This window comes from Stenotrophomonas sp. STEN240 (assembly GCF_056756175.1).
The window spans coordinates 16,235-32,666 of sequence record NZ_JBRRBO010000012.1; the positions used below are offsets into that span (position 1 = coordinate 16,235).

The following is a 16,432-nucleotide window of genomic DNA, read 5'->3' on the forward strand; positions in this document are numbered from 1 at the left end:
ATGAACGCGGATTTGTCCCGATGTGTCATCGCGCGCGTGCCGCAGTTGCGGGCGTTGGGTGATGGCAACTGGAAGCAATGACGGCCCGGCCACGGGGTTGGCTGGGCGATCACGGCGGGCTGTCGTCAGAGGCAGGTGCCCAATCAAGGAGGGTGGTCATGCGCATTATGGGTAAGGCTTGGAGCAAGGTGGCCGTAGCGGCCATGTTGGTTGCATTGTCAGCGGGAGCCGCGGCGGCACCGCCGTTGGAGGAAGAATTCGTCAACCCCAGCGAAGTGCTGTTCGAGGGCGGCAAGGCTTACGCCGATGCTGGCGGTGGGCGCATGGAGCAGCTGCACAGCCGCAAGCAGGGTGGCGAGACGGTGTATTACCGTCTGGTTCGCTATGACAACGAAAACGGCTATGTGGACAACGACGGTACGCCGGCGTTGGCGCAGAACTTCCAGAGCGAATCCAGTATCGGCGCCACGCCATACCGCTATTTTGGCTCCGGCCATTTTTCGCGTCCGGATTTCTACAACAGCCCGTACAACCGCGACGCCCGCCAGCGTTATTCGGGCCCGGGTTACTTCGGCAGCTGCAGCCGCTATGACGGCTGCAAGGAAGTACAGATCGTACCGTTGTGGCCGTATTACCGCGGTTACTGAGTTTGCCGGCAGCGCATCGCCGGCAGGCGGCCTGATCGATGGATGTCACAACAGCAACGGCGCCTTCATTGGCGCCGTTGCTGTTTATTGGGGCGCAACTCAGGCGCTGAGCGCTTCGACGATGCGCAGCTTGGGGTGGGCCTTGGAACGCTGCTGGTATTCCTGCTCGATATCGGCCAGGCGCTTGGCGTTTGGGCATTGCAGCAGCATGTAGTTGGCGTCGAAGTTGAGCTTGGCGACCAGGAAGTCGATGAAAACACGCACCTTCGGCGACACCAGGCGGCCACCGGCAAAGACCGCGTTGAAGTCGTAGTTCGGGCCGGTCCAGCCCGGCAGCACGCGCCGCACCAGGCCGGCTTCGACAAAGGGCTTGGCCATCACGTCGCTGCTCAGCACCAGGCCTTCGCCGGCGACCATGGGTGCGTTCAGTGCTGAAGGGTCGTTGGCCAGCAGCAGGGGATTGACGGTGAACTCACGCATGTCACCGCCGTGCTCGGCCAAGGCCCAGGTGAAACGCTGGTTCTGGCCGTGTTGCGGCTTGCGCACTGCCAAGGTGCGGTGGAATTGCAGTTCATCCGGGTGCTGCGGTTCACCGTGCAGGTCGATGTAGGCCGGGCTGGCGAATACCTGGGTGCGCAGGCTGCCCAGCTTGCGCGCGATCAGGTTGGAGTCGGGCAGCGGGCCGACCCGTAGCGCCATATCCACTTCACCGCTGATCAGGTCCATGGCTTCGTTGCCCAGGTGCATGTCCACGCGGATGTCCGGGTAGGCACTCTGGAACTGGCCCAGCAGTGGCGCAATCCAGCTTGTGCCAATCGAATACGGAACGGTGAAACGCAACCATCCGCGCGGCCCCGACTGCAGCTGGCTGACGGCACTCTCGGCCTGGTCCAGCTCGCGGGCGATACGTTGGCAATGCTCGTAGTAGACGGTGCCGGCTTCGGTCAGGCCGAGGCGGCGCGTGGTCCGGTGCAGCAGGCGCGCACCCAGGCGGGTTTCCAACTCCTGCACCTTGCGGCTGACCGTGGTCTTGGGCTGGCCGAGCAGGCGCGCGGCAGCGGTGAAGCTGCCCTGTTCGACAACTTTGACGAAGATCAGGGTGTCGTTGAGATCATTGGCCATGGGAGAACCCTAGCGGCAGCGGAATTGTGCCGGCGACGGGATGATTATTCCCTTGAATTCGTACTAATCAAGTATGGATTTGAGGCCTACCTTGTACGCCTGTGTTCACGACGGACAAGTTGCCATGCGTATGCGCTCCCCATTGACCCTGCCTACGCCCCGCCGCGAACCCAGGTACAGCAATGTTCTGCGTGCAGGGATGACAGGCAATCGCTTGAATCCACTGCAGTTTGAAGCCCTGTCGGATGTCGCCACGGGGCTGCCTTCGGCGCACTCGAAAGGACCAGTAGCCGGCCTCCTGCGCACGCTGCTGCGCGCCGTTGTCCCATGGATGGTCCAAAAATTTCCGCGGGCGGGACAGTGATGCGCACTTTCCGCACAAGGTTTTCGCAACTTCCCGCAGTGCAGCGCAAACGCCCGCGCGATCCGGCGCCGGCGCTGCGATGTCGAAGCTGACGCTGTTGTCCTTCTGTCCCCTGATTACCTCCCCCCTTGGAGAATGAAATGAAAGGTATTTCGCAATCACCAGTGCTTCGACGTGCCGCGCTGGCCAGCATGTCGGCATTGACCCTGGCCGTGCTTGCCGCCTGCAGTGGCGGCCACGCAGAAAACGCCGCACCGCCGCCGCCCGAAGTCAGCGTCGCGCCGGTGCTGATCAAGCAGATCTCCCAGTGGGACGAATTCAGCGGCCGCGTGGAGGCGGTGCAGAGCGTGGAACTGCGCCCACGCGTCTCCGGCTATATCGACAAGGTCAACTATGTCGAAGGCGAGGAGGTGAAGAAGGGCGACGTGCTGTTCACCATCGACGCGCGCAGCTACCAGGCCGAATTCAACCGCGCCCAGGCCGAGTTGAACCGCGCACGCACCCAGGCCACGCTGGCCCGCAGTGAATCCGAACGCGCGCGTCGCCTGGCCGAACAGCAGGCCATCGCCACGGAAACCGCCGAGCAGCGCCGGGCCAGCGCCGATCAGGCCGGTGCGCAGGTGCAGGCGGCGCAGGCCGCTTTGGATGCCGCGCGGCTCAACTTGGAGTTCACCCAGGTGCGCGCGCCGATCAACGGCCGCGCCGGGCGCGCGATGGTCACCGCCGGTAACCTGGTCACCGCAGGCGACGCCGCCAGTGTGCTGACCACGCTGGTGTCGCTGGATACGGTGCACGTCTATTTCGACGCCGACGAATCCACCTACCTGCGTTACGCGCAGATGGCACGCGACGGCGAGCGCCCGAGCGAGCGCGACCAGGCCCTGCCGGTAAAGGTTGGCCTGAGCGGTGAGGACGGCTTCCCGCACGAAGGCAAGGTCGACTTCCTCGACAACCAGGTGACCCGCAGCACCGGCACCATCCGCGTGCGTGCGCTGCTGGAAAACAGCAACCGCGAGTTCACCCCCGGCCTGTTCGCACGCGTGCGGCTGCTGGGCAGCGGGCAGTTCCAGGCTGTGCTGGTGGACGACAAGGCAGTGCTGACCGACCAGGACCGCAAGTACGTCTACGTGCTGGACAAGGACGGCAAATCGGAACGGCGTGACGTGCAGCTTGGCCGCAACGCCGAAGGCCTGCGCATCGTCGAACACGGCCTTGCCGCTGGCGACAAGGTCATCGTCGACGGCGTGCAGAAGGTGTTCATGCCCGGCATGCCGGTGCAGGCCAAGCCGGTGCCCATGCAACGGGCCGCCGCCGCACCTCCGCAGGCCGTGAGCAGCATCAACTAAGCCGCCAACCACGTTTGCCGGCGCGGCTGCCGGCCGTCGCTGTCTGCGCCCTTGCGGGTGCGGGCAGGGCGACTGCAGCCCGGCGCCGGCTCTCCAAGGAATTCCCCATGGACTTTTCCAAGTTTTTCATCGACAGACCGATCTTCGCGGCGGTGTTGTCGATCATGATTTTCGCTGCCGGGCTGGTCAGCATTCCGTTCCTGCCCATCGGTGAATTTCCCGACGTGGTGCCGCCATCGGTGGTGGTGCGCACCGTCTACCCGGGTGCCAACCCGAAGGTGATTGCCGAGACCGTGGCCACGCCACTGGAAGAAGCCATCAACGGCGTCGAAGGCATGATGTACTTCAAGTCGGTGGCCGGCTCCGACGGCGTGCTGCAGATGACCATCACCTTCCGTCCCGGCACCGATCCGGACGAGGCTGCGGTGAAGGTGCAGAACCGCGTAGCGCAGGCGCTGGCGCGTCTGCCTGAGGATGTGCGGCGCCAGGGTGTGACCACCCAGAAGCAGTCGCCGACCTTCCTGATGGTCGTGCACCTGACCTCGCCAAAGGGTACCTACGACACCTTGTACCTGCGCAACTACGCACGCCTGCACGTCAAGGATGGGCTGGCCCGCATTCCCGGCGTCGGCGATGCACAGATCTTCGGTGGCGGTGACTACGCCATGCGTGCCTGGCTGGATCCGGAAAAGGTGGCCTCACGCGGCTTGACCGCCAGCGATGTGGTGCGGGCGATGCGCGAGCAGAACGTGCAGGTCTCGGCTGGCCAGCTCGGTGCCGAGCCGATGCCCAACAGCCAGTTCCTTACCCTGATCAATGCACAGGGGCGCCTGCGCAGCGAGCAGGAGTTCAGTGACATCGTGCTCAAGAGCGGTGCCGACGGCGAAGTGGTGCGGCTGTCGGATGTGGCACGCATCGAGCTGGGTGCGGGCGACTACACCATGCGTTCGCAGCTGGATGGCAAGAACGCCGTCGGCATCGGCATCTTCCAGTCGCCCGGTGCCAATGCGCTGGATATCCGCGACGCGGTGATCGGCCAGATGGACGAGCTGCAGAAGAGCTTCCCGGCCGACGTGAAGTACGAAGCGGTTTACGACACCACCATCTTCGTGCGTGATTCGGTCAAGGCTGTGATAAGCACGCTGCTGGAGGCAATCGCGCTGGTGGTGCTGGTGGTGATCCTGTTCCTGCAGACCTGGCGCGCATCGATCATTCCGCTGATCGCGGTGCCGGTGTCGGTGGTGGGCACGTTCGCGGCGTTGTACCTGCTGGGCTTCTCGATCAATACGCTGAGCCTGTTCGGGCTGGTGCTCGCCATCGGCATCGTGGTCGATGACGCGATCGTGGTGGTGGAAAACGTCGAACGCAACATCGAGGAAGGCCTGTCGCCAACCGCCGCCGCGCACCAGGCAATGAAGGAAGTTTCCGGTCCGATCGTGGCGATCGCGCTGGTGCTGTGTGCGGTGTTCGTGCCGATGGCCTTCCTGTCGGGCGTCACCGGCCAGTTCTACAAGCAGTTCGCGGTAACCATTGCCATCTCCACGGTGATCTCGGCGATCAACTCGCTGACCCTGTCGCCGGCGCTGGCAGCACGTCTGCTCAAGCCGCACGGTGCGGCCAAGGATGCACCGAGCCGGGTGATCGACAAGCTGTTCGGCTGGATATTCCGTCCGTTCAACCGCTTCTTCAAGACCAGCTCGGAGAAGTATGAGCGCAGCGTCGCGTCGATTCTTGGCCGTCGCGGTGCAGTGTTCGTGGTCTATGCGGTGTTGCTGGTGGGTACCGGGCTGATCTTCAAGCTGGTGCCGCCGGGCTTCATTCCCACCCAGGACAAGCTGTACCTGATCGCCGGTGTGAAGCTGCCGGAAGGTTCCTCGGTTGCGCGTACCGATGCAATGTTGCGCAAGGTGGCAAAGATCGCCCAGGAAACCGAGGGTGTCGCCCACACCATTTCCTTCCCCGGCTTGAATGCCCTGCAGTTCACCAATACGCCGAACACCGGTGTGGCCTTCATTCCGCTCAAGCCTTTCAGTGAACGCCACGGCCGTACCGCCGCGCAGATCAATGCCGAGATCAACCAGAAGATCGCCGGCCTCAAGGAGGGCTTCTCCTTCTCGATGATGCCGCCGCCGATCCTGGGCCTGGGCAACGGCAACGGCTACCAGATGTTCATCGAGGACCGTGGCAACCTGGGTTACGGCGCATTGCAGAATGCGTTGCAGGGCATGCAGGGTGCAGTGTCGCAGACCCCGGGCATGGCCTATCCGATCACCAGCTACCAGGCCAACGTGCCGCAGCTGGACGCGGAGGTTGACCGGGTCAAGGCCAAGGCGCAGGGCGTGCAGCTGACCGAGTTGTTCGACACGCTGCAGACCTACCTGGGTTCGGCGTACATCAACGACTTCAACCAGTTCGGGCGTACCTGGCAGGTGATCGCGCAGGCCGATGGCCAGTTCCGTGACAGCGTGGAAGACATCGGCAGGCTGCGTACCCGCAACGACCGCGGCGAGATGGTGCCGATTGGCTCGATGGTCACCATCAAGGAAACCTATGGCCCGGACCCGGTGCTGCGCTTCAATGGTTACCCGGCGGCCGATCTGGCCGGTGAAGCGGACCCGCGCATGCTGTCCTCGGCGCAGGCCATGACCAAGCTCACCGAAATCGCAGGGCAGGTGTTGCCGGCCGGCATGGTGACCGAATGGACCGACCTGAGCTACCAGCAGGCCACCCAGGGCAAGGCTGCCTTCATCGTGTTCCCGGTGTCGATCCTGCTGGCCTTCCTGGTATTGGCGGCGCTGTACGAGAGCTGGTCGTTGCCACTGGCGGTGATCCTGATCGTACCGATGACCTTGCTGTCGGCCTTGTTCGGCGTATGGATGACCGGCGGTGACAACAATGTGTTCGTGCAGGTGGGCTTGGTGGTGCTGATGGGTCTGGCATGTAAGAACGCCATCCTGATTGTCGAGTTCGCCCGCGAGCTGGAGATGGGCGGCAAGGGCATCGTCGAGGCCGCACTTGAAGCCTGTCGCCTGCGCTTGCGGCCGATCGTGATGACCTCCATCGCCTTCATCGCCGGCACCGTGCCGCTGGTGTTCTCGCATGGCGCAGGTGCCGAGGTGCGCTCGGTAACGGGTATCACGGTGTTCGCCGGCATGTTGGGCGTGACCTTGTTCGGCCTGTTCCTGACCCCGGTGTTCTATGTGGCATTGCGCAAGTTCATGTCGCGCCATGGCCATAGCAAGCTGGTCCAGCACGGTGAATCAACCCTGCATCACTGAGGCCGGATAAGCGGCAGCGGGAGGCGGTAGTTATCTGCCTCCCGCGCCATTCGGCCACGACTGGAATGCTGCTGCGGCATGACCCAGTTCCGCGCGGCATCAACTCATTCCCCAAGGGACAAGCAATGAACAACCCAAGCACAAAAATCGCACTGGTCACCGGCGCCACCCGAGGCATCGGGCTTGAGACCGTGCGCCAGCTGGCCAGCGCAGGCGTGCATACGCTGCTGGCCGGGCGCAACTATCAGGCTGCCGTTGCACGCACGCTGGAACTGCAGGCCGAAGGCCTGCCGGTGGAGGCAATACAGCTCGACGTAAATGATCCGGACAGCATCGCGGTGGCGTTTGAACATGTGCAGCAGCGGCATGGTCGCCTGGATATCCTGGTCAACAATGCCGGCGTGTTGATCGATGACCTGAAGCAAGGCGCCAGCGGGCAGTCGCAGGCGGTCTGGCGCAGTACCTTCGATACCAACCTGTTCGCCGTGGTTGAAGTAACCGTGTCCTTGCTGCCACTGCTGCGCCAGGCACCGGCCGGCCGCATCGTCAATGTGTCCAGCATCCTGGCTTCGCTGACCCTGCATGCGCAGCCGGGCTCAGCGATCTACGGTTTCCTGGCGCCGGCCTACAACGCTTCCAAGAGCGCGCTCAATGCTTGGACGTTGCAGTTGGCACATGAACTGCGCCACAGCCCGATCAAGGTCAACGCGGTGCACCCGGGTTACGTCAAGACCGACATGAACGCTGGTCAGGGTGAAATGGACGTGGCCGAGGGTGCACGTACCAGCGTAGCCATGGCGCTGATCGGCGCTGATGGCCCGACCGGAAGTTTCAGCTACCTGGGTGAGGTGCTGCCATGGTAACGCGCATTCTGGTAACCGCGATGGCGAGCGCTCTGCTGGCCGGCTGCATGACCGTTGGCCCGGATTACAAGGCACCGCCCATGCAGCCGGTAAGCCTGCACGGCGCAAGCGACGCTGCATTCTCTGTCGAAACGCCGGTGGCGAGCTGGTGGGCGCAGTTTGGTGACCCGGTATTGGAGCAGCTGGTGCACGACGCGCTAGGCGACAATCTGGACCTGCAGATTGGTTTGGCACGGGTACGTGCGGCGCGTTCAGTCTTCGTCGAGAAGCGTCTGGACCAGCTGCCGCACGTCACCGCAGGCGGCAGTCAGGATCGACGCATGCAGCCCGATCCATTGGTCGGCGGCGAGCGCGTCTTTACCGAAACCTACCAGCTCGGCTTCGATGCAGGCTGGGAACTGGATCTGTTCGGCAGGCAGCGGCGTGCGGCCGAAGCGGCACGCGCCGATCTGGGCGCCGAGCGTGACAGTCTGGCCGATGCGCAGGTGATGGTGGCTGCCGAGGTGGCGCGCAATTACTTCGAGCTGCGTGGCTCGCAGAAGCGGATTGCGGTCGCCCGCGACACCCTGGTCAATCTGCACGAGACCCAGCGCTTGACCGAAACCCGGCTCGAGCTCGGCGCAGGCAGCGAACTGGATGTGCAGAGCAGCCGCGCGCGCTTGAAGGCGATCGAAGCAAATATTCCACTGCTTGAAGTTGCCGAAGTGCAGTCGCGTCACCGTCTGGCAGTGTTGCTGGGGCAGCGTCCGGGCACGTTGGATGCACTGCTGCAGCCGCGCGAGATACCCGCGTTCGCCAAGGCCTTGCCCTTGGGTGATACCAGTGACCTGCTGCGCCAGCGTGCCGATGTACGGATGGCCGAGCGCCGCCTGGCTGCCGCAACCGCGCGGGTGGGCGTGGCCACCGCGGATCTGTTTCCCCGCATCAGCCTGAGTGGCTTCGTCGGCTTTCTCGGTGGCAATGCCAATGGTCTGGTCAACGGCAACAACAAGGCGTGGTCGTTGACGCCATCGATCAGCTGGGCAGCGTTCGATTTCGGCACGGTACGTGCGCGCCTGCGCGCCAGCAAGGCGCAGGCCGATGGTGCCGCTGCCGAGTATGAGAAGGCGGTGCTGCTGGCGCTGGAGGATACCGAGAATGCGTTGACGCGCTACGCCAAGGAGCAGGCGCGCCTGCGCATCGTGGTGGACCAGGCCGAAGCTGCCGGCCGCGCGGCAGCACTGGCCGAGTTGCAATACCGCGAGGGCTCGGAGGATTTCCTGGCCTTGCTGGATGCACAGCGCAACAAGCTGCAGGCCGACGACGCACTGGCGCAGGCGCAGGCCTCGGTCAATGTTGGCGTGGTCGGGATTTACAAGGCGCTGGGCGGCGACAGCCGGCCCTCGTCTGCAGTGGCAACCGCCAGCGTGGGCGCGACCAAGGGCTAGTGCTCGCGCTCGGCGGTGATGGGCGGCTGCCTGCGGCACCATGGGGCAGGCAGCCGCAGGCGCGCTAGGCGTGCGCGCTTGCTTGTGGTTGATGCTTTGAGAGTTCTGGCGCTTGCCGGTAGTTAAGAGGCGCTATTCGCCAAACCGGCGCCGATTGGCAACACCATCATTGTTCCGCGCCGCTGAGCGAAGGCGCGCCGGCGCTGTGTTGCTTGAGAAACAAAAAGGCGGCCGTGGCCGCCTTTTTGCTTTTACTCTTGCTTTGCTTTTGCTCGTGCGCAGATCAGGCAGCGTTGGCCTGTTCGCGGCGCGGGCCTTCGCGTAGTGCGCGGCCGACCATGTCGACCAGCACGTCCAGCTCTTCTTCATCCATGCCGAAATGCGGGGTGAAGCGCAGCGAGTTCTCGCCGCCGTGGATGACATTGACGCCGTGCATGCGCAGCCACTCTTCGGTGGAGCCGGCGCCGTAGCACTTGAACTGCGGTGCCAGTTCGCAGGAGAACAGCAGGCCGGTGCCTTGCACCTTGGTGATCAGGCCGCCGAGCTTGTCCTTGAGTGCTTCCAGTTTCTGCACGGCCTGCTCGCCGCGCAGGCGGATGTTCTGGCGCACTTCCGGCGACAACCGGGCGAGGGTGGCGCAGGCCACGTCCAGCGCACGCGGGTTGGTGGTCATGGTGTTGCCGTACACGCCCTTGCGGTAGAGCTTGGCGGCGTGTTCGGTCACGGCCAATACCGACAGCGGGAACTGCGCGCCGTTCAAGGCCTTGGAATAGGTCTCCATGTCCGGCGGGTCCAGCGTTTTGTAGCCCGGGTAGTCGACGAAGGACAACGTGCCGTGCGCGCGCAGTGCGGCCTGGATGGAGTCGATCAGCAACAGACTGCCGTGCTCGCGGGTCAGCTCGCGGACCAGCTTGTAGAAGCTGGCCGGCACCGCGCGGCCCGGGTCGCCTTCGCCCATGACCGGCTCCAGGAATACCGCCTCGATGAACCAGTTGTTGCTCTTGGCATCGGCGAACACCTTGCGCATCGCCGCTTCGTCGTACGGTGCAACGGTGATGACGCTGTTTTCGCCGCGGTAGCTGGCCAGGTGCTGGTCATAGGCCTTGCGGCTGGAATCGGAGTACAGCGCCGGCCGATCGGTGCGGCCATGGAAGCTGCCCTTGATCACCACGCGCTTGATGGTTGCGCCGGCATGTGGAGCACCCGGGTCGGTCTGCAGCTTGGCATTGATATCGGCAATACGTGCAGCCAGGCCGACGGCCTCGGAACCGGAGTTCAAACACATGAAGTGCGAGAACGGGCAGCCGCCACGGCTGTGCCCGATTTCCTTGCGCATGGCCTGCACGAAGCGGCGCTGGGCAAGGCTGGGCGTCATGATGTTGGCCATCACCTGCGGCTTGGCCGCTGCGGCCATCACATCGGCCGGGGTGTGGCCGAAGCCGAGCATGCCGTAGCCGCCGGCGTCGTACAGCACCGCGCCCTTGAGCGAGATCACCCACGGGCCGCTGGCGGCCAGGGCGATGTAGGGGACGATGGCGTCGTCGGCATAGAAATTGACGAAGCCGGCCTGCATGGCGTCGATCTGGTCTTTCTCGTCCAGATCCAGCAGATCGGCGGCTTCGGCCTTGATCCGGGTGTATTCGCTGGCAGCGGCCTGGATGGCGGCTGCCAGGTCGGGATGAGCAGCGGCCAGGCGTTCAACGCTGGCGTCGTCCAGGCCTGTGGTCAGGCGGCTGCCGGCGTGCGCGCGAAGCGGGGCGAGGGGGCCGAGTACGGTCATGCTCATCTCCAGAAGTTTCTTGTATATACCCATTATGTGGAGATTCTGGTCATATGGCAGCTATGATCTCGACATATTTTCGGGTAATTTCGTCGAATCGACGAAGTTGGTGAGCAATGTGAATATTTCCCCCGCCGACGAGCGCCTGTTATCCGTATTGCGCGAGGACGCCCGCGCCTCCACCGCGCAGATCGCCCGCCGGCTGGGGCTGTCGCGCACAACGGTACAGAGCCGCATCGACAGGCTGGAACAGCTGGGGGTGATTGCCGGTTACACGGTGCGTACCCATGAGGACTACGAACAAGGCCAGGTGCGCTCACACGTATTGATCACGGTGCTGCCGAAGAAGATGCCGGCCGTGGTCAAGGCGCTGCGGGACATCGCCGAGGTGCGTTCGCTGCATTCGGTCAGCGGCAACCACGATCTGATCGCGATGGTGGTGGTGGGCGGAGTCAGTGAGATGGATGTGGTGACTGACGCCATCGGTGCGATTGACGGGGTGGAGCGGACCAACAGCGCGATCATTCTTTCGACCAAGTTTGAGCGCTGAACGGACGCGGCATGGGCGGCGGTTGTTGGTGGCAATGAACACACCACCGTCCAAATACCGGGCTGCTGGCCGCCGGGAGCTACAATAGCCGGCTCCCCGTACGAAGTTCCGGCCTTGAAGAAGTCCGATTTCACCTATGACCTGCCTGAGGAATTGATCGCCCAGGCACCATTGGCCGAGCGTTCGGCCAGCCGTCTGTTGCTGGTGCCGCCAGCACCAGGCGCTTTCGACGACCGCCATATCAGTGATCTGCCGGATCTGCTGCAGCCCGGTGACCTGCTGGTGTTCAACGACACCCGTGTCATCCCGGCGCGCCTGTTCGGGCAGAAGGCCAGTGGCGGCCGCGTCGAAATCCTGATCGAGCGCCTGTTGGGCGGCCAGCAGGCGCGTGCGCAGATTGGCGCCAGCAAATCGCCCAAGCCCGGCAGCCTCATCCAGCTGGATGCCGGCGGCGAAGCCGAAGTGCTGGGCCGCGATGGCGAGTTCTACGTGCTGCGTTTCGACATCCCCGAGGCGCTGGAGTCCTGGCTGGTGCATGAAGGCCGGCTACCGCTGCCGCCCTATATCCACCGCGAACCCGGCGCCGATGATCGCGAGCGTTACCAGACCGTGTTCGCCAGGCAGGTAGGTGCGGTGGCCGCGCCCACTGCCGGTCTGCATTTCGACGAACCGCTGCTGGCGCGCCTGCGCGAGGGCGGCGTGCAGTTCGGCCATATCACCCTGCACGTGGGTGCCGGCACGTTCCAGCCGGTGCGGGTGGATGACCTGTCCCAGCATGTGATGCACCGCGAATGGCTCAATGTTGGCGCCGAATTGGTCGAGCAGGTGCGCCGTACCCGTGCTGCCGGTGGCCGCGTGATCGGCGTCGGTACCACCGTGGTGAGGGCGCTGGAGAGCGCCATGCGCGAGGGCGAGCTGCATCCTTATGCCGGCGAAACCCAGATCTTCATCACGCCGGGTTACCGCATCCGCAGCGTCGATGCGATGGTCACCAACTTCCATCTGCCGGAGAGCACCTTGCTGATGATGATCAGTGCGTTTGCCGGCAAGGCGCGGGTGTTCGAAGCCTATGCGCATGCAATCGTGCACAGGTACCGCTTCTTCAGTTATGGCGATGCGATGCTGCTGTTCCCGGCGGGCGAGGGTGCGGCGGATTGACGCAGTGCAGGGAGGGATCAAATGAGATAGATTCTCATTTGATCCGTTTCCGGCCATGGTGGTCGGTTCCGACGACCACTTCCGGAGTAATCCATGCGTCATCCGAAGCGTGCCGCCGGCCATCTGGCTGCCCTGTGTTCCCTCGTCCTGCTTGGCGCCTGCGCCAAGACCGGTGACAACCCTGCCTCTGCCGCCGCGCCGCAGAAAGCTACCGCCGCTGGTGAGGTCAACCTCTACACCACGCGCGAACCCGCCCTGGTCCAGCCGCTGCTGGATGCCTTCACCGCCGATACCGGCATCAAGGTCAACACGGTATTGCTGAAAGACGGTTTGACCGAGCGCCTCGCTGCCGAAGGCGAACGTTCACCCGCCGACGTGCTGATGACGGTGGACACCGGCCGGCTGCTCGACGTGGTCGAAGCCGGCCACACCCAGGCGATCAAGTCAGCGGTGCTGGAGGCTGCAATCCCGACGCATCTGCGCTCGCCGGATGGGCAGTGGTTTGCATTGTCGCTGCGTGACCGGGTGGTCTACGCCGACAAGGATCTGGACCTGAGCGGCTTCACTTATGAGAACCTGGCCGACCCCAAGTGGAAGGGACGGGTCTGCATCCGTTCCGGCCAGCACCCGTACAACACCAGCCTGTTCGCGGCGATGATCGCGCACGATGGCGCGGAAAAGACCGAAGCATGGTTGCGTGGCGTCAAGGCCAACCTGGCGCGCAAGGCTGCGGGCGGTGACCGCGACGTGGCCCGCGACATTCTTGCCGGTATCTGCGATATCGGCGTTGCCAATGCGTATTACGTCGGCCGCATGAAGAATGCCGAGGAAGGCTCCGAACAGCGCAGCTGGGGCGATGCCATCCAGGTAGTGCGGCCGGTGTTTGCCAGCGCTGCCGATACCGGCACGCACGTCAACATCTCCGGCGCCGCCGTCGCCCGCCATGCCCCCAATCACGACAACGCGGTCAAGCTGCTGGAGTATCTGGTCAGCGACAGCTCGCAGAGCCTGTACGCCCGTGCCAACTACGAATATCCGGTGAAGCCGGGCGTGGCGCTGGATCCTGTGGTGGCAAGCTTCGGCCCGATGAAGGTGGACCCGTTGCCGCTGGCCGAGGTGGTAGCCAACCGCAAGCTGGCCAGCGAGCTGGTGGACAAGGTCGGCTTCGATAACTGACCCTGCGGGTTCCCGACAGGCCGGCGCCGCCACAACGGGGCCGGCCTGTTGCTTTGTGATGGATAGTGCTTGATGACGTGGCGATGGAATCCGTGGCTGCTGGGCGCGGTAGCGGTGGCAGCACTGATGCTGGCACCGGTACTGGGGTTGGCGTGGGCCGCCAGCGATGGCAGTGCCGGGCTGTGGGCACACCTGTGGGCCAATGTGCTGCCGACGGCCTTGTTCAATACCGGCCTGTTGCTGCTGGGGGTGGGCGTGCTGGTCTGTGTGCTGGGCACCGGCAGTGCCTGGCTGGTGACCGCCTTTACATTCCCCGGGCGCAGGCTGTTGAGTTGGGCCTTGCTGCTGCCGCTGGCCGTGCCGACCTATATCGCTGCCTTCGCCTATCTGGATGTCCTGCACCCGTTGGGCCCGGTGCAGGGGCTTGTCCGTGACCTGCTCGGTTACGACAGTCCGCGCCAGTTCCGGTTGCCGGACATCCGCCATCTCGGCGGCTGCATCGTGCTGCTGGGTTTCGTGCTCTATCCGTATGTGTACCTGACCACCCGCGCCCTGTTCATGACCCAGGCCGCCGGCTTGCTGGAAGCGGCGCGCAGCCTCGGTGCCACGCCCCTGCAGGTGTTCTGGCGGGTGGCCTTGCCATTGGCGCGGCCGGCGATTGCGGTAGGTGTGGCCTTGGCCTTGCTGGAAACCCTCAACGATATCGGCGCCTCCGAATTCCTCGGCGTGCAGACGCTTACCGTGTCCATCTACACCACCTGGGTCAGCCGTGGTGATCTGGCTGGAGCGGCGCAGATCGCCTTGGCGATGCTGCTGGTGGTGGCCTTGTTGCTGGCCTTGGAACGGCATGGGCGGCGCCGGCAGCGCTATGCGAGCGTGGTGCGGCCGCGCCCGTTGCAGCCGCAGCAGCTGCGCGGCGGCCGCGCGTTGTTGGCGCTGCTGCTGGTGGCCTTGCCGGTGTTGCTGGGCTTTGTGGTGCCGGCGGCCTATCTGCTGTGGGAAGCGGTGGCGCGGCTGCAGGTAGCTGGCATTTCGCCGCAGTTGCTGGTCGCGCTGTGGAATACCGTGCGGGTGGCATTGCTGGCAACGTTCGCCGCTATGGTGCTCGGCCTGCTGGTTGCCTGGACGCTGCGCCTTGCGCAGGCGCGGCGAGGGCAGCGCGTGGCGGCGGCCAGTAGTCGCATCGCTGCGCTTGGTTACGCCATCCCCGGTACGGTCTTGGCCATCGGGCTGCTGTTGCCGCTGGGCGGATTGGATGCCATCGCGAGCCGACTGCTGGTGGTGTTCGGCGGCCAGCCGCAGATGCTGCTGATGGGCTCGGTGAGCATGCTGGTGCTGGCCTATACGCTGCGTTTCCTGGCGGTGTCGGTGGGCGGTATCGAGTCGGGTCTGGCCCGCATTCCGCTCTCGCTCGATCAGGCTGCTGCCAATCTGGGCGAGCGGCCGGCAGGCATGCTGCGGCGGGTGCATCTGCCATTGCTGCGTCCGGCCCTGGCCGCTGCCGCGTTGCTGGTGTTCGTTGACACCATGAAGGAGTTGTCGGCCACCCTGGTGCTGCGGCCGATGAATTTTGAAACCCTGGCGACCTGGTTGTATGCCGAAGCCGCGCGTGGCACCTACGAGGAAGGCGCGGTGGCGGCTTTGTTGATCGTCGTCAGTGGCCTGTTGCCGGTGATTCTGCTGGCGCGCGCGGGCGCGGCGTATGGAGTGGAAAATGCACGTTGAGACGCAACTGGTATTGGACGGTCTGCAGGTCGGTTATCCCACTGCGGGCGGCTTCAAACAGGTGGTGCAGGGCTTGTCGTTGCAATTGCAGCGCGGCCAGATCGGTTGCCTGCTGGGTGCTTCCGGCTGCGGCAAGACCACGGTGCTGCGCGCCATCGCCGGCTTCGAACCGCTGCAGCGCGGTCGCATCGAACTTGTCGGTCGCTGCCTGGCAACGGCGCAGCAAGGGCTGCCGGCCGAGCAGCGCCGGGTGGGCATGATGTTCCAGGACTACGCACTGTTCCCGCACATGGATGTGGCCGCCAATATTGGTTTTGGCCTGCGCGGGTTGCCGCGTGCACAGCGCCAGGCGCGGGTGCAGGCCTTGTTGCAGCACGTTGCATTGCAGGGGCTGGATAAGCGCTACCCGCACGAGCTGTCCGGCGGTCAGCAGCAGCGCGTGGCGCTGGCCCGTGCCTTGGCCCCGGCGCCGGACCTGCTGCTGCTGGACGAGCCGTTCTCGAACCTGGACGTGGACACCCGCCAGCGCCTTGCCGGCGAGTTGCGCGACATGCTCAAGGCGGCCGGCACCACCGTATTGATGGTGACCCATGACCAGGCCGAAGCGTTCGCGATGGCGGACCGCGTCGGTGTCATGCACGAAGGCCGCCTGCTGCAGTGGGACACGGCGCAGGCGCTGTATGCCGCACCGCTGGACCCCTTCGTGGCCGGTTTCATCGGCCGTGGCACGGTGATCGATGCCGCGCAACTGGGCGCGGGGCAGGGCGGGCGTGTGCTGGTGCGGCCGCAGAGTCTGCAGCTGGACCCGGCAGCGGCCTTGCGCGCGCGGGTCGAGGCGGTGGTGTTCCGGGGGCCCGGCAGCAGTGGCTGGGTGCGGCTGGCGCAAGGGGAGCGGTTGGAGCTGGATTTCGGCCCCGGTCCACTGCCGGAGATCGGCGCCGAGGTGGGCCTGGCCTGGCACGATCCTGCGCCGGTACGTTTCGCGGATTGACCGGT

General features: G+C 64.7%; 12 protein-coding genes. 10 read left to right on the forward strand and 2 right to left on the reverse strand.

From position 1 onward, the window contains the following. Window positions 1–167: 167 nt before the first annotated feature. Window positions 168–647, forward strand: a complete 480-nt coding sequence (locus ACVOKO_RS07510; protein ID WP_430980732.1) for a hypothetical protein — start codon at window positions 168–170, stop codon at window positions 645–647. Between the two features lie 99 nt (window positions 648–746). Here ACVOKO_RS07510 and ACVOKO_RS07515 read toward each other — a convergent pair whose 3' ends face one another. Then, window positions 747–1,769, reverse strand: a complete 1,023-nt coding sequence (locus ACVOKO_RS07515; RefSeq protein ID WP_346498313.1) for a LysR family transcriptional regulator — start codon at window positions 1,767–1,769, stop codon at window positions 747–749. Window positions 1,770–2,324: 555 nt separating this feature from the next. Between ACVOKO_RS07515 and ACVOKO_RS07520 the strand changes: the two genes are divergently transcribed. From ACVOKO_RS07520 to ACVOKO_RS07535, 4 genes are all read left to right on the forward strand, one after another. Then, window positions 2,325–3,479, forward strand: coding sequence for an efflux RND transporter periplasmic adaptor subunit (locus tag ACVOKO_RS07520; RefSeq protein ID WP_346498419.1), 1,155 nt, complete (start codon window positions 2,325–2,327; stop codon window positions 3,477–3,479). Between the two features lie 107 nt (window positions 3,480–3,586). Then, window positions 3,587–6,757, forward strand: a complete 3,171-nt coding sequence (locus ACVOKO_RS07525; RefSeq protein WP_346498314.1) for an efflux RND transporter permease subunit — start codon at window positions 3,587–3,589, stop codon at window positions 6,755–6,757. 125 nt (window positions 6,758–6,882) lie between these two features. After that, on the forward strand, window positions 6,883–7,620 hold the full coding sequence (locus tag ACVOKO_RS07530) for an SDR family oxidoreductase (RefSeq protein WP_346498315.1): 738 nt from the start codon (window positions 6,883–6,885) through the stop codon (window positions 7,618–7,620). Further along, entirely contained in the window at window positions 7,614–9,047 is a 1,434-nt protein-coding gene (locus ACVOKO_RS07535) for an efflux transporter outer membrane subunit (RefSeq protein ID WP_346498316.1), read from the forward strand. The genes ACVOKO_RS07530 and ACVOKO_RS07535 overlap by 7 nt, the downstream gene beginning before the upstream one ends. 283 nt (window positions 9,048–9,330) lie before the next feature. Here ACVOKO_RS07535 and ACVOKO_RS07540 read toward each other — a convergent pair whose 3' ends face one another. After that, a complete protein-coding gene (locus ACVOKO_RS07540; RefSeq protein ID WP_346498317.1) occupies window positions 9,331–10,827 on the reverse strand; it encodes an aminotransferase class III-fold pyridoxal phosphate-dependent enzyme in 1,497 nt (498 codons plus the stop codon). Window positions 10,828–10,945: 118 nt separating this feature from the next. Between ACVOKO_RS07540 and ACVOKO_RS07545 the strand changes: the two genes are divergently transcribed. From ACVOKO_RS07545 to ACVOKO_RS07565, 5 genes are all read left to right on the forward strand, one after another. Further along, window positions 10,946–11,377 (forward strand): Lrp/AsnC family transcriptional regulator, encoded by a 432-nt coding sequence (locus ACVOKO_RS07545; protein ID WP_057630013.1) that lies wholly within the window; start codon window positions 10,946–10,948, stop codon window positions 11,375–11,377. Between the two features lie 114 nt (window positions 11,378–11,491). Then, entirely contained in the window at window positions 11,492–12,535 is a 1,044-nt protein-coding gene (gene queA, locus ACVOKO_RS07550) for a tRNA preQ1(34) S-adenosylmethionine ribosyltransferase-isomerase QueA (protein ID WP_346498318.1), read from the forward strand. A gap of 93 nt (window positions 12,536–12,628) precedes the next feature. Next, window positions 12,629–13,711, forward strand: coding sequence for a Fe(3+) ABC transporter substrate-binding protein (locus ACVOKO_RS07555; protein WP_346498319.1), 1,083 nt, complete (start codon window positions 12,629–12,631; stop codon window positions 13,709–13,711). Between the two features lie 72 nt (window positions 13,712–13,783). After that, on the forward strand, window positions 13,784–15,436 hold the full coding sequence (locus ACVOKO_RS07560) for an ABC transporter permease (RefSeq protein ID WP_346498320.1): 1,653 nt from the start codon (window positions 13,784–13,786) through the stop codon (window positions 15,434–15,436). Beyond that, a complete protein-coding gene (locus ACVOKO_RS07565; RefSeq protein WP_346498321.1) occupies window positions 15,426–16,427 on the forward strand; it encodes an ABC transporter ATP-binding protein in 1,002 nt (333 codons plus the stop codon). Before ACVOKO_RS07560 ends, ACVOKO_RS07565 begins: the two co-directional genes overlap by 11 nt. Window positions 16,428–16,432: the final 5 nt, after the last annotated feature.